Source organism: Thermomonas fusca DSM 15424 (genome assembly GCF_000423885.1).
GTDB lineage: Bacteria > Pseudomonadota > Gammaproteobacteria > Xanthomonadales > Xanthomonadaceae > Thermomonas > Thermomonas fusca.
Window position 1 is genome coordinate 77278 of the sequence record NZ_AUIV01000010.1, and the last position, 18039, is coordinate 95316.

At 68.6% G+C, this 18039-nt stretch carries 23 protein-coding genes and 1 tRNA gene; 13 read left to right on the forward strand and 11 right to left on the reverse strand.

Features of this window, described 5'->3' with window-relative positions:
• The first annotated feature begins 9 nt into the window (after positions 1-9).
• From rplT to rfbD, 10 genes are all read left to right on the forward strand, one after another.
• Entirely contained in the window at positions 10-369 is a 360-nt protein-coding gene (gene rplT, locus G582_RS0105765) for a 50S ribosomal protein L20 (protein ID WP_028839021.1), read from the forward strand.
• A gap of 157 nt (positions 370-526) precedes the next feature.
• Entirely contained in the window at positions 527-1537 is a 1011-nt protein-coding gene (pheS, locus tag G582_RS0105770; RefSeq protein ID WP_028839022.1) for a phenylalanine--tRNA ligase subunit alpha, read from the forward strand.
• 9 nt (positions 1538-1546) lie between these two features.
• Positions 1547-3931 (forward strand): phenylalanine--tRNA ligase subunit beta, encoded by a 2385-nt coding sequence (pheT, locus tag G582_RS0105775; RefSeq protein ID WP_028839023.1) that lies wholly within the window; start codon positions 1547-1549, stop codon positions 3929-3931.
• Positions 3932-3943: 12 nt separating this feature from the next.
• A complete protein-coding gene (locus tag G582_RS0105780) occupies positions 3944-4246 on the forward strand; it encodes an integration host factor subunit alpha (RefSeq protein WP_028839024.1) in 303 nt (100 codons plus the stop codon).
• On the forward strand, positions 4239-4595 hold the full coding sequence (locus G582_RS0105785) for a MerR family transcriptional regulator (RefSeq protein WP_028839025.1): 357 nt from the start codon (positions 4239-4241) through the stop codon (positions 4593-4595). Before G582_RS0105780 ends, G582_RS0105785 begins: the two co-directional genes overlap by 8 nt.
• A gap of 51 nt (positions 4596-4646) precedes the next feature.
• Positions 4647-4723 (forward strand) — tRNA-Pro (locus tag G582_RS0105790).
• 108 nt (positions 4724-4831) lie between these two features.
• The gene (gene rfbB / locus G582_RS0105795; protein WP_028839026.1) at positions 4832-5887 is read left to right on the forward strand and encodes a dTDP-glucose 4,6-dehydratase; all 1056 of its coding nucleotides are present in this window, start codon (positions 4832-4834) and stop codon (positions 5885-5887) included.
• The gene (gene rfbA / locus G582_RS0105800) at positions 5884-6783 is read left to right on the forward strand and encodes a glucose-1-phosphate thymidylyltransferase RfbA (protein ID WP_425476538.1); all 900 of its coding nucleotides are present in this window, start codon (positions 5884-5886) and stop codon (positions 6781-6783) included. Before rfbB ends, rfbA begins: the two co-directional genes overlap by 4 nt.
• Complete coding sequence (rfbC, locus tag G582_RS0105805) at positions 6780-7340, forward strand: dTDP-4-dehydrorhamnose 3,5-epimerase (protein WP_028839028.1); 561 nt, start codon at positions 6780-6782, stop codon at positions 7338-7340. The genes rfbA and rfbC overlap by 4 nt, the downstream gene beginning before the upstream one ends.
• Positions 7337-8239: a dTDP-4-dehydrorhamnose reductase gene (gene rfbD, locus G582_RS0105810; protein ID WP_028839029.1), complete on the forward strand. Its 903-nt coding sequence runs from the start codon at positions 7337-7339 to the stop codon at positions 8237-8239. Before rfbC ends, rfbD begins: the two co-directional genes overlap by 4 nt.
• On the opposite strand, the gene G582_RS0105815 is transcribed toward rfbD, so the two are convergent.
• The 7 genes from G582_RS0105815 to G582_RS0105845 form a co-directional block, all read right to left on the reverse strand.
• Entirely contained in the window at positions 8227-9051 is an 825-nt protein-coding gene (locus G582_RS0105815) for a M15 family metallopeptidase (protein WP_028839030.1), read from the reverse strand. The two genes, rfbD and G582_RS0105815, sit on opposite strands and share 13 nt — an antisense overlap.
• Before the next feature lie 73 nt (positions 9052-9124).
• Positions 9125-9658, reverse strand: coding sequence for a hypothetical protein (locus G582_RS0105820; protein WP_028839031.1), 534 nt, complete (start codon positions 9656-9658; stop codon positions 9125-9127).
• Positions 9659-9662: 4 nt separating this feature from the next.
• Positions 9663-10979, reverse strand: coding sequence for an alpha/beta hydrolase (locus G582_RS0105825; RefSeq protein ID WP_028839032.1), 1317 nt, complete (start codon positions 10977-10979; stop codon positions 9663-9665).
• A gap of 13 nt (positions 10980-10992) precedes the next feature.
• Positions 10993-11163: a DUF4177 domain-containing protein gene (locus G582_RS17475; protein WP_083961007.1), complete on the reverse strand. Its 171-nt coding sequence runs from the start codon at positions 11161-11163 to the stop codon at positions 10993-10995.
• A complete protein-coding gene (locus tag G582_RS0105835) occupies positions 11160-11339 on the reverse strand; it encodes a type II toxin-antitoxin system antitoxin (protein WP_028839033.1) in 180 nt (59 codons plus the stop codon). Before G582_RS0105835 ends, G582_RS17475 begins: the two co-directional genes overlap by 4 nt.
• Before the next feature lie 3 nt (positions 11340-11342).
• Positions 11343-12227, reverse strand: coding sequence for an SPFH domain-containing protein (locus G582_RS0105840; RefSeq protein WP_028839034.1), 885 nt, complete (start codon positions 12225-12227; stop codon positions 11343-11345).
• 93 nt (positions 12228-12320) lie between these two features.
• Positions 12321-13232 carry an SdiA-regulated/phytase-like domain-containing protein gene (locus G582_RS0105845; protein ID WP_028839035.1) on the reverse strand — a complete coding sequence of 304 codons (912 nt, stop codon included), beginning with the start codon at positions 13230-13232 and terminating at the stop codon, positions 12321-12323.
• A 75-nt stretch (positions 13233-13307) separates the two neighbouring features.
• Between G582_RS0105845 and G582_RS0105850 the strand changes: the two genes are divergently transcribed.
• Positions 13308-13652, forward strand: a complete 345-nt coding sequence (locus tag G582_RS0105850; RefSeq protein WP_028839036.1) for a hypothetical protein — start codon at positions 13308-13310, stop codon at positions 13650-13652.
• A 1-nt stretch (position 13653) separates the two neighbouring features.
• Here G582_RS0105850 and G582_RS0105855 read toward each other — a convergent pair whose 3' ends face one another.
• Positions 13654-14373 (reverse strand): arginyltransferase, encoded by a 720-nt coding sequence (locus G582_RS0105855; RefSeq protein WP_028839037.1) that lies wholly within the window; start codon positions 14371-14373, stop codon positions 13654-13656.
• Positions 14374-14484: 111 nt separating this feature from the next.
• Here G582_RS0105855 and G582_RS0105860 point away from each other — a divergent pair, with 111 nt between their 5' ends.
• Positions 14485-15072 (forward strand): EF-hand domain-containing protein, encoded by a 588-nt coding sequence (locus G582_RS0105860; protein ID WP_051246809.1) that lies wholly within the window; start codon positions 14485-14487, stop codon positions 15070-15072.
• Between the two features lie 72 nt (positions 15073-15144).
• Here the strand turns inward: G582_RS0105860 and G582_RS17175 are convergent, their stop codons facing one another.
• Genes G582_RS17175 through G582_RS0105875 form a run of 3 tightly spaced genes read right to left on the reverse strand, consistent with a single transcriptional unit; the run spans position 15145 to position 17424 of the window.
• Complete coding sequence (locus G582_RS17175) at positions 15145-15948, reverse strand: hypothetical protein (protein ID WP_051246812.1); 804 nt, start codon at positions 15946-15948, stop codon at positions 15145-15147.
• The gene (tesB, locus tag G582_RS0105870; protein ID WP_038053097.1) at positions 15945-16808 is read right to left on the reverse strand and encodes an acyl-CoA thioesterase II; all 864 of its coding nucleotides are present in this window, start codon (positions 16806-16808) and stop codon (positions 15945-15947) included. Before tesB ends, G582_RS17175 begins: the two co-directional genes overlap by 4 nt.
• 58 nt (positions 16809-16866) lie before the next feature.
• Positions 16867-17424, reverse strand: coding sequence for an N-acetylmuramoyl-L-alanine amidase (locus tag G582_RS0105875; protein ID WP_028839040.1), 558 nt, complete (start codon positions 17422-17424; stop codon positions 16867-16869).
• Between the two features lie 22 nt (positions 17425-17446).
• On the opposite strand from G582_RS0105875, the gene G582_RS0105880 reads away from it, so the two are divergent.
• Positions 17447-17974, forward strand: coding sequence for an alpha/beta hydrolase (locus G582_RS0105880; protein WP_028839041.1), 528 nt, complete (start codon positions 17447-17449; stop codon positions 17972-17974).
• The last annotated feature ends 65 nt before the right edge of the window (positions 17975-18039 follow it).

The following is an 18039-nucleotide window of genomic DNA, read 5'->3' on the forward strand; positions in this document are numbered from 1 at the left end:
AGATAAGAAATGGCACGAGTCAAACGTGGTGTTACGGCGCGCGCGCGCCACAAGAAGGTTCTGAAGGCTGCCAAGGGCTACTACCACGCCCGCCGCAAGGTCTTCCGCGTCGCCAAGCAGGCCGTCACCAAGGCCCTGCAGTACGCATACATCGGCCGCAAGCAGAAGAAGCGCCATTTCCGCACCCTGTGGATTGCGCGTATCAATGCTGCTTCCCGCGCCAACGGCATGAGCTACAGCCGCTTCATGAACGGCCTGCTGAAGGCCGGCATCACCCTGGACCGCAAGGTGCTGGCGGACATTGCCGTGCACGACGCAGCTGCTTTTACCGCCCTGACCGAAAAGGCCAAGGGCGCTTTGGCGGCTTAAGCCGTCACTCCACAGCAGTTGTAGCGGCGGCTTCGGTCGCCATCACGTGGGGAAGGGCGCAAGTCCTTCCCCATGTTTGTTTTTGTGGCACTGAATTCTTTGTGTCATTCCCGCAGGGCGGGGATGGGAACGCGGTGGTTCTGGAGTCATCAAGCACATGAGCGATATCGAATCCCTGTCCGCCGCGGCGCTGTCCGAGATCAAAGCGGCGGCGACCCCCGATGCGCTGGAAGCCCTGCGCGTGACGCTGCTGGGCAAGAACGGCAGCATCACCGCGCAGCTGAAGGCGCTTGGCGCGCTGCCGGGCGACCAGCGCAAGGCCGCGGGCGAGGCGATCAACCGCGCCCGCGACGTGATCGGTGAGGCGCTCGCCACGCGCAAGACCGCGCTGGACGCCGCGGCGCTGGACGCGCGCCTGGCCGGCGAATCGATCGACGTGACCCTGCCCGGCCGCGATGCCGCCCGCGGCGGCGTGCACCCGGTCAGCCGCACGCTGGAGCGCATCAGCGAGATCTTCGGGCGGCTGGGCTACGAGTCCGCCGACGGCCCGGAAATCGAGGACGACTGGCACAACTTCGAGGCGCTGAACTTCCCGCCGCACCACCCGGCGCGCGCCATGCACGACACGTTCTATTTCGGGGACGGCCGCTTGCTGCGCACCCACACCTCCGGCGTGCAGATCCGCTACATGCAGGACCTGCTGGCGCATGGCGGGCAGCCGCCGCTGCGCATGATCGCGGCGGGCAAGGTCTATCGCAGCGATTCCGACCAGACCCACACGCCGATGTTCCACCAGGTGGAAGGCCTGCTGGTGGACGAGCACGCCAGCTTCGCCGACCTCAAGGGCACGCTGGTGGAATTCGTGCGCGCGTTCTTCGAGCGCGACTTCGAGATGCGCTTCCGCCCGAGCTACTTCCCCTTCACCGAGCCGTCGGCGGAAGTGGACATCGCCTGGCAGCAGGCCGATGGCAGCACCCGCTGGCTGGAGGTGCTGGGCTGCGGGATGGTGCACCCGAACGTGCTCAGGAGCGTGGGCATCGACCCGGAGAAGTACACCGGTTTCGCCTTCGGCCTCGGCGTCGAGCGCTTCGCCATGCTGCGCTACGGCGTGGATGACCTGCGTTCCTTCTTCGACAACGACGTGCGCTTCCTGCGCCAGTTCGCCTGAGGTAGTGCGATGAAATTCTCCGAGAACTGGCTGCGCCAGCACGTCAAGACCACGGCGACGCGCGAAGAATTGGCCGCCACCCTGACCGCCATCGGCCTGGAGGTGGAAGAACTCACTCCGCTGGGCGAGGCGCTGGACGGGGTGGTGGTGGCGAGGATCCTGTCCGCCGAAAAACATCCGCAGGCCGACAAGCTGCAGGTCTGCCAGGTGGACGCCGGCTTGGATACGCCGCTGCAGATCGTTTGCGGCGCGCCCAACGCGCGCGCCGGGCTGGTGGCGCCGCTGGCCACCATCGGCACCACGGTGGGTACGCTGACCATCAAGGCCGCCAAGCTGCGCGGCGTGGATTCCAACGGCATGCTGTGCTCGGCGAAAGAGCTGGGCATCGACGCCGATGCCTCGGGCCTGCTGGAGCTGCCGGACGATGCGCCGGTGGGCACGCCGCTGGCCGATTACCTGGGCCTGCCGGATGCCAGCATCGAGCTGAAGCTGACTCCTAACCGCGCCGACTGCTTCGGCGTGCGCGGCATCGCCTTCGACGTGGCGGCTGCGACCGGCTGCGAGGTGGAACCGCTGCAGGCCACGCCGGTGGCGGCGGTCACCGACAGCGTGATGGCGGTGGAGTTGAACGCGGGCAGCGATGCGCCGCGCTTCGTCGCACGCATGATCGAGGGCGTGGACCCGGCAGCGAAGACGCCGGTGTGGATGGCGCAGCGGCTGGTGCGCAGCGGCGTGCGCCCGGTCAGCTTCCTTGTCGACGTCACCCAGTACCTGATGCTGGAGCTCGGCCAGCCGATGCATGCCTACGACCGCGACCTGCTCAAGGGCCCGGTCGGCGTGCGCCATGCGCGCGCGGGTGAAACCGTGGTGCTGCTCAACGGCGACGAAGCGAAGCTGGATGATGGCTTCCTCGTCATCACCGACGCCGATCGCGTGGTGGGACTCGCCGGCATCATGGGCGGCAACGACACCAAGGTGGGCGAGGCGACCCGTAACGTGCTGCTGGAGGCTGCGCACTTCGCGCCTGCGGCGATCATCGGTCGCAGCCGCAAACTGGGCCTGCATACCGATGCCGCGCACCGTTTCGAGCGTGGCGTGGATCCGGAACTGCCGCGGATCGCCATCGAATGCGCCACCCGGCTGATCCTGGACATTGCCGGCGGCAAGCCGGGCCCGGTGCAGGAAGCGGTGCTGGCCCAGCACCTGCCGCAGCCGCAGCCGGTCATGCTGCGCCGCGCGCGGCTGGCCCGCGTGCTGGGCACGCAGGTGGCCGATGCGGAGGTGGCGCGCATCCTCAGCGCGCTCGGCTTGGCAGTGCAGGCGGTCGCCGACGGCTGGCAGGTGACGCCGCCGGCGCGCCGCTTCGACCTCGCCATCGAGGAAGACCTGATCGAGGAAGTCGCCCGCATCCACGGCTACGACGCGATTCCGGCCACCCTGCCGGGCGGCTCCACCCGGCTGATCGCGCCCAGCGAAAGCCGCAGCAGCGAGCACGACGTGCGTCGCCAGCTGGTGGCGCGCGACTATCTGGAGGCGATCAATTTCGCCTTCGTCGATGCCGAGCTGCTGAAAACGTGGGAACTGGACGCCGGCGGCGTCGCGTTGGCCAATCCGCTCAGCGCGGAGCTGGGCGTGATGCGCACCCGCCTGCTGCCCGGACTGGTGTCGGCGCTGGCCCGCAACTTGGCGCGCCAGCAGCCGCGCGTGCGCCTGTTCGAGCTGGGCCGCACGTTCGCGGCGAGCGAAGACGCGCCGCAGGAGACCCGCCGCGTCGCCGCCGTTGCATGTGGCAAGGCCGCCGCCGAGCAGTGGGGCGTGGCCGACCGCGCGCTCGATTTCCACGACATCAAGGGCGATCTGGACAGCCTGGCCGCGCTGTCCGGCGCGGTGCTGGAATACCGCGCCTCAAAGCAGCCGTTTGCCCATCCGGGCCGCAGCGCAGACGTCTATCGCCTCGATGAAGCGGGCGAAGGCGCGTGCATCGGCTGGATCGGCCAATTGCATCCGCGCCTGCAGCAGGCGCTGGGCCTGGACGTGGATGTTTACGGCTTCGAGCTGGCATTGGACGCGCTGCTGGCGCGCCCGCTGCCGCGCGCCAAGGCGCTGTCGAAGTATCCGTCCGTCCGCCGGGATCTCGCGTTCGTCGTCCCGGAAGCGGTGTCGTGGGCGGCCATGAAGGCGACCGCGGAAAGCGCCGCGGGCCCGATCCTGCGCGAGCTGCGGCTGTTCGACCGGTATGCCGGCAAGGGCATCGAATCGGGTTTCAAGAGTCTCGCCATCGGCTTGATTTTGCAGGATGAATCGCGCACGCTGGAGGATCGTGACGTGGATGCGGTTCTGGCAGGCGTGATTGCCGCGCTGGGCAGGGAGCACGGCGCGAGCATGCGGGGCTGACAGGGGGCGGTAATGGCGTTGACGAAGGCGGAAATGGCCGAAAAGCTGTACGAGGAAGTCGGTCTGAACAAGCGCGAGGCCAAGGAGTTCGTGGATGCGTTCTTCGACGCACTGCGCGAGGCGCTGGAGCAGGGGCGGCAGATCAAGCTGTCCGGTTTCGGCAATTTCGACCTGCGCCGCAAGAATCCGCGCCCCGGCCGCAACCCCAAGACCGGCGAGGAGATTCCGATTTCCGCCCGCACCGTGGTCACCTTCCGCCCCGGCCAGAAACTGAAGGAACGCGTGGAAGCCTTCGTCGGGGGCGTCCATGCTTGATCCCGGCAGCAACCGCGAGCTTCCGCCGATCCCGGCCAAGCGCTACTTCACCATCGGCGAAGTCAGCGAGCTGTGCGAGGTCAAGCCGCACGTGCTGCGCTACTGGGAAACCGAGTTTCCTAGCCTGGAGCCGTCCAAGCGGCGTGGCAACCGCCGCTACTACCAGCGCCACGACGTGCTGATGGTGCGGCAGATCCGCAGCCTGCTGTACGAACAGGGCTACACCATCGGCGGTGCCCGCCTGCGCCTGGAAGGCGAGGACGGCAAGCAGGAGTCTGCGCTGAGCAACCAGATCGTCCGCCAGGTGCGCGCCGAGCTGGAAGAAGTGCTGCAGATCCTGCGCCGCTGATCCCGTATCGCCGAAAGCGGGCGGGCTCGGGTATAATCGCCGGCCAATCTTCGGGGTATAGCGCAGCCTGGTAGCGCACTTGTCTGGGGGACAAGTGGTCGTCGGTTCAAATCCGGCTACCCCGACCAAACACGCGTTTCGGCCATGCCGGAACCGCTTCCGAAACCCCGCCTTTTCAGGCGGGGTTTTTGCGTTTGGGCGATACTCGCAAGCTGCATCACAGGGATCGTTCACGCATGACGACATGGTTGGTTACCGGCGGCGCCGGTTTCATCGGTGGCAATTTCGTGCTGGAGGCAGTGGCGCGCGGCATCAAGGTGGTGAACCTCGACGCGCTGACCTACGCCGGCAATCGCGACACCTTGGCATCGATCGAAGGCGACCCGAACCACGTGTTCGTGCACGGCGACATCGGCGACCGCGCGCTGGTGGCGCAGTTGCTGGCCGAACACCGGCCCGACGCAGTGGTGAACTTCGCCGCCGAGAGCCACGTCGATCGCTCCATCGATGGCCCGGCGGCGTTCATCCAGACCAACGTGGTCGGCACGCTGGCGCTGCTGGAAGCGGTGCGCGATTACTGGAAGGCGCTGCAGGGCGCGGCGAAGGACGGGTTCCGCTTCCTGCACGTGTCCACCGACGAGGTGTACGGCTCGCTGGGCGAAACCGGCCTGTTCACCGAGACCACGGCGTACGCGCCGAACTCGCCGTATTCGGCGTCGAAGGCCGCGTCCGACCATCTGGTGCGCGCCTTCCACCACACCTACGGGCTGCCGGTGCTGACCACCAACTGCAGCAACAACTACGGCCCGTACCACTTTCCGGAAAAGTTGATCCCGTTGGTGATCGCCAAGGCGCTGGCCGGCGAGCCGCTGCCGGTGTACGGCGATGGCAAGCAGGTGCGCGACTGGCTGTTCGTGGCCGACCACTGCGAGGCGATCCGCACCGTGCTGGCCAAGGGCCGGGTGGGCGAGACCTACAACGTCGGCGGCAATGCCGAGAAGCAGAACATCGAGGTGGTGAAGGCGATCTGCGCGCTGCTGGACGCGCGCTGTCCGCGTGAGGATGGCAAGCCGCGCGAATCGCAGATCACCCATGTTGCAGACCGCCCCGGCCACGACCGCCGCTACGCCATCGACGCCAGCAAGCTGCGCGATGAGCTGGGCTGGGCGCCGAAGTACAGCTTCGAGCAAGGTATCGCCGAGACGGTGGACTGGTACCTCGAAAACCAGCCGTGGGTGCAGCGCGTCCTCGACGGCTCCTATCGCCTTGAGCGGATCGGGGTGGCGGCATGAGCCCGCTGAGCAGTGGCCGCAAGGGCATCATCCTTGCCGGCGGCAGCGGCACCCGCCTGTATCCGATCACCCAGGCGATCAGCAAACAGCTGCTGCCGGTGTACGACAAGCCGATGATCTACTACCCGCTCAGCGTGCTGATGCTGGCGGGGATCCGCGAAGTGCTGATCATCAATACGCCGCACGAGCAGGCCTTGTTCCAGCGCCTGCTGGGCGACGGTTCGCAGTGGGGCATGAAGATCGAATACGCGGTGCAGCCGAGCCCGGACGGGCTGGCGCAGGCGTTCCTGATCGGTCGCGAGTTCCTGGCCAGCGGGCCGTCCTGCCTGGTGCTGGGCGACAACATCTTCCACGGCCACGGCCTGACCGACCTGCTGCAGCGCGCGGATGCGCGCGAGCACGGCGCCACCGTGTTCGGCTATTGGGTGCGCGATCCGCAGCGTTATGGCGTGGCGGAGTTCGATGCCGACGGCAAGGTGGTGGGTCTGGAGGAAAAGCCCGCGAAGCCCAAGTCCAACTACGCCGTCACCGGCCTGTATTTCTATGACGGCCGGGTCTGCGATTACGCCGCTTCGCTGAAACCGTCGCTGCGCGGCGAGCTGGAAATCACCGACCTCAACAAGTGCTACCTCGACGACGGCAGCCTGCATCTGGAGAAGATGGGCCGCGGCTATGCCTGGCTCGACACTGGCACCCACGAGTCGCTGGTGGAGGCCTCGACCTTCATCGAGACGATCGAGGCACGGCAGGGCCTGCGGGTGTGCTGCCCGGAGGAAATCGCCTTCTTCAACGGCTGGATCGATGTCGCGCGCCTGCGCGCATTGGCGGAGCCGCTGGCGAAGAACGGCTACGGGCAGTATCTGTTGGGGCTGGCGGAGCAGGGACGCGTCGCGTGAAAATCATCGAAACGAATCTGTCCGGCTGCGTGGTGATCGAGCCGGCCGTGCACGGCGATGAGCGCGGCTTCTTCTACGAGGGCTGGAACGCGCAGCGCTTCGCCCAACACGGCCTGTCCACCGCATTCGTGCAGCACAACGTCAGCCGCTCACAGCAGGGCGTGCTGCGTGGACTGCACTATCAGTGGCCGGACAACGTGCAGGGCAAGCTGGTCAGCGTGCTGGAGGGCGAGGTGTTTGATGTGGCGGTGGACATCCGTCGCGGCTCGCCGACCTTCGGCCGGCATGCCGCGGCGATCCTGAGCGCCGACAACAGGCGGCATTTCTGGGTGCCGGAAGGCTTCGCCCACGGCTTCCTGGTGCTCAGCGAGACGGCCCTGTTCACCTATCTGTGCACCGCGCCCTACGACCGCGCCAGCGACAACTCGCTGCGCTGGGACGACCCCGCGCTGGCCATCGACTGGCCGCTGGCGTATGTATCGCTGTCGGCCAAGGACGCGGCCGCGCCGCTGCTGGCCGACATCGCGCCGGAACGGCTGCCGCAGTACCCCGCATGAAGCTGCTGTTGCTGGGCGGCAACGGCCAGGTCGGGCGCGAGCTGCGGCGCGCGCTGCCGGGGCTGGGCGAAGTGGTGGTGGCCACGCGCGCGGGCGCGAATGGCGATGCCGTGGCGGATTTCGATGCACCGGAATCGCTGCCGGCATTGATCGCTCGCGTCGCTCCGGACGTGGTGGTCAATGCGGCCGCCTACACCGCGGTGGACCGCGCCGAAAGCGAGCCGGACGCCGCGTTCCGGGTCAATGCGTTGGCGCCTGCAGCCATCGCGCAGGCCTGCGCCGCGACCGGTGCGCTGCTGCTGCATTACTCCACCGACTACGTGTTCGACGGCAGCGCGTCACGCCCGTATCGCGAGGACGATGCCACCGCGCCGCTGGGCGTGTATGGCGCCAGCAAGCTGGCCGGCGAGGAAGCGGTTCGCGCCAGCGGCGCGCGTCACGCGATCCTGCGCACGGCGTGGGTGTACGCCGCGCACGGCAAGAACTTCCTGCACACCATGCTGCGGCTGGCGCACGAACGCGACGAGCTGCGCGTGGTCGGCGACCAGATCGGCGCGCCGACGCCGGCAGGGTGGATCGCCGATGCCAGCGCGCGGATCATTGCGCAGGGCCTGCCGGCCTCCGGCACCTGGCATCTGGTTGCCGCCGGCGAAACCAGCTGGCACGGGTTCGCCGAGGCGATCATGGACGAGGCACTGGCGGCAGGCCTGCTGGTGCGCGGTCCGCGCGTGCTGCCGATCACCACGGCGGACTATCCGACGCCGGCGCGTCGCCCCGCCTATTCCGTCCTCGACACCAACCGCCTGCCCAAGGATTTCGGCGTCACCGCACCGGACTGGCGCGATGGGCTGCATGCGGTGATCGCCGAGCTTGCCGCGAGCCGCGCCTACGCGGCCTGATTGAAGTTGGCGTCGAAGCGCCAGTGCCACGGCTCATACACGATGCCGTGCGGGTTGTCGCGCGGATAGCTCATCGAAAACCCGTAGCCGCCCGCGTTGTCGCGTAACCAGCCGAACGCCGGCGTGCGCTCGAACGATTCTTCTGCAGGCGGTTCGTCCGTGCTGCCGATGTCCAGCGCCAGCCCGGAGTGGTGCTCGGAAAAACCCGGGGCGGCATTGACTGCGAGGATCTCCTCCACCGTCAGCCCGCGCGCCAGCTTGCGCGCGAAAATGCCCAGTTGATGGTCGTGGCTGCGATAGCCGGAGATTGCTTCCAGCACGATGCCGTCGGCCAGCGCGGCATCCCGCAGGTGCCGCCAGGCGCGGGCGGCGTCGATGCGCAGCCACAGCGAGCGCTGCCAGCGGTCGAAGTCCGCCAGCGCCAGCCAGTCCGGTTCATGGGTGAGCGTCAGGTCGGTGCGCGTGGCATAAGCGTCGGCATCCAGCCCAAGCGCGGCCAGTCGCTGGTGCAGGCGATGCAGCGGCAGCGTATCGACGTGTTCAAGGCCATTGCGGCGATGCGCAGGATGCGTGCCAAGTGCGCGCATCGCCGCGACCATTCCGGGTTCGCGCTGCAGGCCGGGCCGCAGCGGGTGCAGGCCATCCTCCAGTTCGGCGGCCAGCCACGCGCCGTCGCGCTTGCGCCGCAGCACGCGGCGGGCACGGGCGAGCAGGCGGGCGTGGCCATTGCCGCGCGCGCGCAGCAGGCCGGCCGGCCACAGTTCGATATCCGCCGTGTTGAGGAGGACTGCACGCAGCGGGAGCGGGGGCATTCGGGACATGGCCGCAAGCATAGACCGGCGCGCGGCGATGGTGCTGTGCCGGGGGCGTGTACGCGAATGCCTGCTATGCGCCGCGCAGCGCGTCCAGCAGCGCCTGTGGCCGCTCCAGGCTGAGCAGGAGCTGCTGCTTGCCGTCCTGCAACGGCAGCCACAGCACGCGCTCGCGCTGGGTTAGCAGGCAGAACGCCTTGCCGAAGTCGCCGCGCAGGCGGAAATGCCCGGCATGGAAGCCGGGCATCGCCATGCCATTGCTCTTCAGCCAGGGGCGCAGCTCGGTGCGTTCGCCGAGGTCGACGATGCGCGCGCGCGCCAAGTCCAGTTCGGCGGTCGCCACGCGCTTGCGGTACAGCGCCGCGCGCACGTCCAGCATCCCGCCCGCCAGCACCACCGCGCGCCGCCGCATGGCCAGCAGCAGGAACGCCAGCAGCAGCGGGATCACCACCAGTGCCGGCAGCACGCCGTGGACCGGGCGGCCGCTGAGCCAGAGGGTGCCGATGATGGCCAGCGGCAGTACACCGCCCAGCAGCACCAGCATCGACCAGGCCAGCGTGCCCGGTGGGCTTACATCGAACGATCGGGAAGCGGGAGAGTTGCGCATGGCCTCAGCGCGCCTTGATCCAGGCGGCCACGTCGTCGATCAAACGCGCGTCGACGTGCCCCGGCCGCTGGTACTCGGCCAGCGAGCCTTCGCCATCGCCGGCGATGCCCAGGTGGTTGAGCCTGTCGTACAGCTTGAACGCGACTTTGCGATCGTCGTGGAAGGCATCTTTCCAGCGCTGCCAGTCGGCGTCCACCACCTGGATGTCGCGTGCACCCTGCAGCACCAGCATCGGCAGCTCCACCTGTCGCGCTTCGGCCACCGCGTCCACGCCGTCGGCGCTGCGCCAGTAGCCCACCGGCAGGCCCATCGGCCCCTTCGCGGTGGCATCGGTCGCGGCATCGCGAACGGTGCGCACCTGCTGGACCAGGGCGTTGATCGCGTCGCGTTCGGCGTCGCTGGTCTTGCCGTCGTCAAGCACGGCGAGCCGGCGGTTCTGTTCGATCACGATGTCCAGCAGCGGCCGCGCCGGTGCGGCCAGCAGCACCAGGCCGGCAACGTGGCCCGACATCGCGGCGATGCGCGGCGCCATCATCCCGCCCTGGCTGTGGCCGAGCACGAACACGCGCTCGGGATCGATGCCTTCGATCTTGCGCAGGGCGTCCACCGCCAGCACCGCATCGAAGGTGGTTTCCTCGTCCACGCCGAACTGGCCGCCGGTGAAGTCCTGCGGGCGTGCCTTGGTGCGCTTGTCATAGCGCAGCACGGCGATGCCCTGCGCGGCCAGGCCGCGGGCGATGTCGAGGAAGGGCTTGTTCGGGCCGATGGTTTCGTCGCGGTCGTGCGGGCCGGAGCCGTGCACCAGCACGATGGCGGGGACCAGTTTTGCAGGGGCCTGCCCATCGTCCTTCGGCAGCGCCAGCGTGGCGGGCAGGGCGCGCTCGCCATCGCCGACCGTCAGCTCGTGTTCGACGTAGGAAGCATCGGCAGCCACCGCCGGTGCAGGCGCGGCAGACTGCGCCGGTTGCACCACGAAGCCGGCGATCTTGCCTTCGGCGTCGATGGTGAAAGTTGCCACCAGCTCGGCTTTTTCATAATGCAGCGGGACTTTCACCCGCGTCGCGTCGCCCTGCGCGGACACGGCGGCTTCGCCGCGCCCGGTGGCCTTGCCGACCTGCGCCGGCAGCGATTCCCACACCGCCTTCAGTTTGTCCTCCGGCACCGCCGCGGCCATCTGCGCGCCGAACAGCGCCTCAACCTGCGCGTAGTCGCCGGCGTCGAGACGGTCCAGTGCCTGCCTGGCGAGCGCGGCCGGATCGGCGGATTGCGCGCTGGTGCCCGCGGACAGCGCGAGCGAGCTGGCGAGGAGCAGGGAAAGCATCGCTGGGCGCATCTCAGGCTTCCTTCTTCAGGTAAAGATTGACGTTCATGCCGTTCTGGATCACCGACACCAGCTCCCAGCCCTGCTGGCCGAGCGATGCCAGGGTGGCTTCGATCTGTTCCGGCTTCAGCCCGAGGAACTGCGGCTTGACCATGACCACCTTGTACAGCCAACGCTTGTTCACGCTTCATCCTCCGGTTTCGATTTTGGCGCGGGCATCCGCCCGGCCTTGCGCAGCGCGTCGCGCAACACGTATTCGATCTGCGCGTTGAGGCTGCGGAGTTCGTCGTCCGCCCAGCGCTGCGCCGCTGCCAGTACCTCGGCGTTGATGCGCAGCGGATAGGCCTTCTTTTCGGACATGGCTCAGTACAGCGTGCCGGCGTTGACGATGGGCTGGGTGCTGCGCTCGCCGCACAGCACCACCAGCAGGTTGCTGACCATCGCCGCCTTGCGCTCCTCGTCCAGCTGCACCACGCCGTTCTTCTGCAGTTCGGCCAGCGCCATTTCGACCATCCCCACCGCGCCGGCGACGATCCGCGTGCGCGCGGCGATGATGGCGTTGGCCTGCTGGCGCTGCAGCATGGCCTGGGCGATTTCCGGTGCGTAGGCAAGATGGCTGATGCGCGCGTCGAGCATCTGCACGCCGGCATCGGCCAGCCGCTCCTGCAGTTCGTTCAGCAGATGCAGGCTGATCTCGGCGGCGTGGCTGCGCAGCGACAGCTGGCCTTCCTCGTGCTGGTCGTAGGGGTAGCTGGTGGCCATCGCCCGCAGCGCGGATTCGGACTGGATGTGGACGAAGCTTTCGTAGTCGTCCACGTTGTAGACGGCCTCGGCGCTGTCCTGCACCTGCCAGACGATGACCGCGGCAATCTCGATGGGACTGCCGTCGAGCTCGTTGACCTTGAGCTTGCCGGATTCGAAGTTGCGCACCCGCAGCGAGATCTTCTTCTTGCTGAAGAACGGGTTGTTCCAGCGCAGGCCGTCGGTCTTGACCGTGCCCACATAGCGACCGAACAGGCTCAGTACCGCCGCCTGGTTGGGCTCGACCTTGTACAGGCCGATCAGGCTGAAAAAGGCCAGCGCGCCCAGCAACAGGCCGCCGAGGATGCTGGCACCGGAGGCGACGCCAAGGTTGTCCGGGTCCGGGCCGATGCCGGTGGCGACCAACCACACCGAGACCACGGCCACGGCGATGACCGCCAGCAGGAACGGGATGCCGGGCAGCGAGGAAACGGGATTCTCTTTCATGGTGGGGCCCCAAGGTTCGTGTGCTGTATTGATATCAAAATGATATCAGTTCATGCAAGTGGGGCCCGACAAACGGTCAGCCGCGGGACCGGCTCATTGTTGCGGGACGAGGTAAAACAGCGGCGCCGGGCCGAATTCGCCGGTCGCATACAACCCGCCGCCGCCCGCGCTCCAGGCCAGCGCCTCGGCCTGCGGGATAGGCGGGATGTCGTGCGCTTCGGGCGCCCGGGCGGTGGCATCCGCCCAGCTTTGGCCTTCACTGCGGCGATAGAACAGCACGCTGCCGTAGGTCAGCACCGCCAGGCTGCGGCGGTCGGGTGCGATGTCCGCGGCGGTGACCTGCGAGAACAGCGCCGCCAGTTTCGGATCCTTGCGCCGCAGCTCCTCGCTCACCTGCGGCACGCCGGCCAGCCGGCCGATCCGGCGCGCCTCCACCACGGTGCCGCGCGGGTCGGCCAGCGGCAGCGAGAACAGTTCCGGCGGCACCCGCTTTTTCGACACCAGCAGCACCTGCCCGGCGGCGGCGTCCACCGCCACCGCCTCGCAGTCGCGTGGGCCGTCCGGCCAGCGTGCGTGGATCGTCCACGCCGGCTTGAGCTTGCCGTTGGCCAGTTTGGCCGGTTCCTCGAATACATGCAGGGTGAAGCCACGGCGGCGCCCGGCGTTGTCCCCGGTGTCTGCCAGCAGCAGATAGCGGCGGCCGCCCAGCTCGAAGCTGGACAGGTCTTCCCAATCGTGGTTCTTGGCGCCTTCGACCTCGTAACGGGCCAGCAGGCGGCCGCGCCGGCTGATAGCGAACAGGCGGGCGGGGTTGCCGCCGTCATTGATCGCCCACAGCACGCCGTCGTGGACGTGCGACGCGGCCAGGCCGCTGATTTCGCCCAGCTGGCCGCTGGTCACCAGCCCGGCCAGCCGCGCGAACGGCAGCGACGGCGGCGCACAGGCGACGATGCCGAGCAGCAGCGCGGCCAGAAGCGAGATCCGCGGGAGGAGCGAAATCGGCATCCGCACAGGATCGCATGGCCTGCCCGTGGGACGAAGCACATCCGGCCATCACCGCAGGTATGCAAGGATGTCTGCATGAGCGAATGGTCCGGATATGCCGTGTTCTTCTTCCCGCCGGCGCTGGAAGCGCTGGGTGATGCGGTCAAGCCCTACCTGCAGGAGGGGCCGGCGGGGTCGTTCGTGCAGTGTCGTGAGGTTGACACCGGCGGCGCCTTCATCGAGATGACCCTGGAGGGTCGCGCCCCGGACGGACACGCGGTGGACCTGGAGCTGATGGTGCCGGGCAACATGGTGCGGATGATCGTGTCGGTGCGCAGCGATGCCGAATTCGGTTTTTACGACCGCAATCGCGGCGGCGCGGTGACGCTGGAACCAGGCATGCCGCCGGTGTCGCCGACGGAACCCGCAGCCAAGCCCTGAATCAGGCTTCCAGCCGCCGCCAACCGCGGCCGTCGAAGCCTTCCAGCGGACGGAAGCGCCGCTTGTAGTCCATCTTCGGGTGGCTGGCGATCCAGTAACCCAGGTACAAATGCGCGCGGCCGTCGCGACGCGCCCATTCCAGCTGGCGCAGCACGCCAAGGGTGCCGAGACCGCGCGCCGCTTCGTCCGGCTCGTAGAAGGTGTAGACCGCCGACAGCGCTTCCGGCGCCAGATCGGTGACCGCCACCGCCAGCAGCCGGTGGCTGGCGCGTTCGCGCAGCTCCAGGAAGCGGCTGTCGTTCCATGCGCCGATCAGGAACTGCTCGAACTCGTGCGTGCCGTGGTCGTCCATTCCGCCGCCGGGGTGGCGGGCAGACAGATAGCGCCGATACAGCGCCAGGTATTCGTCGGTGCAGGCCGGTGCGACCACGTGCGCGTGCACATCCGCATTGCGGGCCAGGCAGCGCCGCTGGCTGCGGTCGGGAACGAAGGCGGCCACCGGCACCCGTACCGGCACGCAGGCGCGGCAGCCGCTGCAGCTCGGGCGATAGACGATGTCGCCGCTGCGACGGAAGCCCCACGCCAGCGCGGTCGGATAGAGCTTCGGCAGGCGTTCGTCGCGCGGATCCAGGACCAGGTCGCGGGCTTCGCGGCCCGGCCAGTAGCCGCAGGGGTGCGGAGTGCTGTGGAACAGTCGCAGGTTGTCTTCGTCGCTGCCCATGCCCGCAGGATAGCGCCGCCGTTCAGCGGCGGGCAGGCCTGCGCGGTCAACCGGCGCGGCGCGCGCGCGTTTTCCATGACAAGCCCGGTTGGTGCCGGGAGGAGACGACCGATGAAGAAGTTGCACATCCTGACCCTGGCGATTGCTGCCGCCCTGGTTTCGACCCTGGCATTGGCGCAGACCGCTACCCCGCGCATGCAGGCCAAGCCCGACGCCAACGGCGACGGCGTTATCAGCAAGGAGGAAGCCGCGAAGTTCCCGCGCCTTGCGGAGAAGTTCGCACAGCTGGACAAGGACAAGGACGGCAAGCTGGCCGCCGACGAGCTGCCGATGCACCGCGCCGGCATGCGCGGGCAGGCTGGCGGCATGCGTGGCCAGCACGGCGGCGGGATGCGCGCGCTGGACAGCGACGGCGATGGCCGCATCAGCCGCGCCGAGATGCAGGCGGGGAAGGCCGGCATGGACCAGCACTTCGAGCGGATGGACGTGAACAAGGACGGCTACATCGACAAGGCCGACCGCCAGGCGCGCATGGCCGAGCGCCGCGCCGAGTGCTTCGGCAAGGCCGATACCGACCACAACGGCCAGCTCAGCCGCGCCGAGTTCGACAAGATGGGCGAGGCCTGCGGCCATGGGCGTGGCGGCAAGGGTGGGCGGATGTCGCACGACGGCCATCCGGCGCAGATGCCGAAGCGTTGAATCGGAGGCACCGGTAACGAAAGCGGCCCGCAGCGATGCGGGCCGTTTTTTTGTTGCTGGGTGGCGCGTGTATCAGCGCCGGCGCAGCACCCGCCAGACGGTGCCGTTGCGTTCCACCTCGAGCACGCGCGGCTTGCCGCTGCCCACCGTCAGCTGCACCTCGCCGCTGCCGCTGCCATCGGTGCGGTAATCCTCCACCGCGATGGCCAGCGCGTCCTTGCCGGGGCAGGCCGACGCCGGGAACAGGGCGACAGGCTTGGTCGGCAGCGCCTGCAGCAGCTTTGCCGATGGATCGCCGCCATCCACCGAGAGGCAGGCCTGCGCCGGCTTGCGCCTATCCAGCGTGTCGGCCACCAGCAATTGCGCCAGCGCGGTGGGGACATCGACGCGATGGACCTGCACGTCGGTGATGGCCTCGGGCACCAGTGGCGGCGGCGCCGATGGGGCCGCGGGCGCGGCAGGCGCGGCGACGATTGCCTCCGGCGCCTGCTTGCGGGTGGTGAAAACGATCAGCGCGATGCCGCCGGCGATCAGCAACAGCAGCCCCACCTTCACCCGCTTGGCGTTGAAGTAGCCGCCGCCCGACGCCTCGCCGTGGCGGCCGCTGGGCAGGTAGCTGGATCCCGGATCGCGGGTGTTTTCCAGCAGCCCCAACTCGCGCAGCAGCTGGCGGCCGCGCGGCTGGTCTTCGGAATGGACGATCCAGACCGCGGGGATGTCGTCGGGAATGCGACGGCTGTCGTAGCTGAAGCCGCCGCGGCGACGGCCGCGATACGAGCGGCCGTTGGCGATCTTGACCGCGATGCCCTCGGCGCGCAGCAGCTCGGCCACCGCCTCGACGTTTTCCAGGCGCTGGCTGGAGAAGACCTTCCTCACGCCGGCAGCACCCGGATCATGCCCTCCTGCGCAGTGCTGGCCACCAGCCGGCCGCTGCGGTCGAACACCTGCCCGCGCGCCAACCCGCGCGCGCCCTGCGCGCTGGGGCTGTCGATCGAATACAGCAGCCAGTCGTCGGCGCGGAAGCTGCGGTGGAACCACAGCGCATGGTCCAGCGACGCCATCTGCACGTTCGGCTGGTAGTAGCTGATGCCGTGCGGGAAGGTGGCGGTGCCGAGCAGATGGAAGTCGGACGCGTAGGCCAGCAGCGCGCGGTGCAGCTCCGGCGCGTCGCCGACCTTCTCGGTCAGGCGGAACCACACCTGCTGGAACGGCGGGCGCTTGGGCGGGTTCAGTTCGTCGCGCGGATAGACGTGGCGGAACTCGAACGGGCCGGCACGATCCAGCCAGCGCTGCACCTTGGTGGGCAGCAGGGCGAGCTTTTCGGGCGGGATGGTGGGCGCGGGCTCCAGGTCTTCGGGCTTGGGCACGTCCGGCATCGACAGCTGGTGCTCGGCGCCCGGCTCCTCGTCCTGGAACGAGGCGGCGCAGAAGAAGATCACCTTGCCGTGCTGGATCGCGGTGACGCGGCGTACCGAAAAACTGCCGCCGTCGCGGGTGCGGTCCACGTGGTAGACGATCGGCGCCTCGATGTTGCCGGCGCGCAGGAAATAGGCGTGCAGCGAATGCGCGTTGCGTGGCTCGGTCATGGTGGCCTGCGCCGCCGACAGCGCCTGTCCCAGCACCTGCCCGCCGAACACGTATTTGGTGCCGATGTCGCGGCTCTGGCCGCGGAACAGGTCGTCTTCCAGACGTTCCAGCGACAGCAGTTCGATCAGTTCGGAGACGGGGGCGTTCATGGGCGCGATTATACGGGGCGACCGCCGCGCCTCCCTTTGCGGGCAGGGCGGATCGCCGCTATGCGATCCGCCGCAGCGGCACCGCAGCCAGCACGGCCTGCCAAGGAAACAGCGGCCCCGGGTCGCGCTTGCGTCGTACCTTCAGGGCGGGGTCGTCGCTGGCTTCGACCTCGTCGCGATCCAGGTCCTCGTGGCCGGCGATCTGCGCCAGCGAGGGGATTTCCCCGCACAGCCATTGCAGCAGGGCGGTCAGCGCGGCGATCTGCGCGTCGGTGTATGGCTCGCCCATCGCCTGCTGGCGGGAATCCAGCCAGTCGGGGAATCGGCCGGTGTTGACCAGTTCGATGCCGATGCTGCGCGCGTTCCAGCCGCGGGTGTGGTGGGCGCTGCGGCCCACCGGCACGTATTCCTCGATGCGGCCGTCGCGGTCGATGTAGTAATGGCCGCTGTTGCCGGTACCGGAGTCGTAGAGGACCCGCTCGCCGTACGCGCGCGCGGTGGCGAGGTCGGGCAGCTCGGTGCAGTGGATGACCACGGTGTCGACGGCGTCCGGCGCACGTGCGGCCAGCAGCTCCGCATAGGGCAGGTGGCGTGCGTGGATCGTCGGGGCTGGCATGCGCCGATGCTAGCATTCACCCATGAGAGGACATTGCATCCTGTCGCACGGCTTCGAAAGCGGCCCCGATGCGACCAAAGTGACCGCGCTGGCCGATGTGGCCGAGCGCCTGGGCTGGACCCACGAACGCCCGGACTACACCGATCTCGACGCCCGCCGCGAGGTCACACCGCTGGGTGACGTGGTCGCACGCATCGCACGCCTGCAATCGCTGGCACAGGCGACCGCCGCGCGCGGCCCGCTGGTGCTGGCCGGCTCCAGCCTCGGTGCCTACATCAGCGGCCACGTGTCGCGGCAGCTGCCGGTAGCCGGCCTGTTCCTGATGGCCCCGCCGGTGGTCATGGAGGGCGCGCCGCCGATGCAGGCCGCCGGCGTGCCGACCTCGATCATCCACGGCTGGCACGACGAGCTGATCCCGGTCGCACAGGTGGTGGAATGGGCGGCGGCGCGCGACGCTCGGCTGCTGCTGGTGAACGATTCCCACCGCCTGTCCGACCACGTGCAGGCCAGCGCCGAGGCGTTCGCCCAATTGCTCCTGGACGTGCGCTGATGTTGCCCGCGACTTTTCGTAGGAGCGCACCGCAGGGGCGCGATGCCTCTTGCCGGATTTTCGGT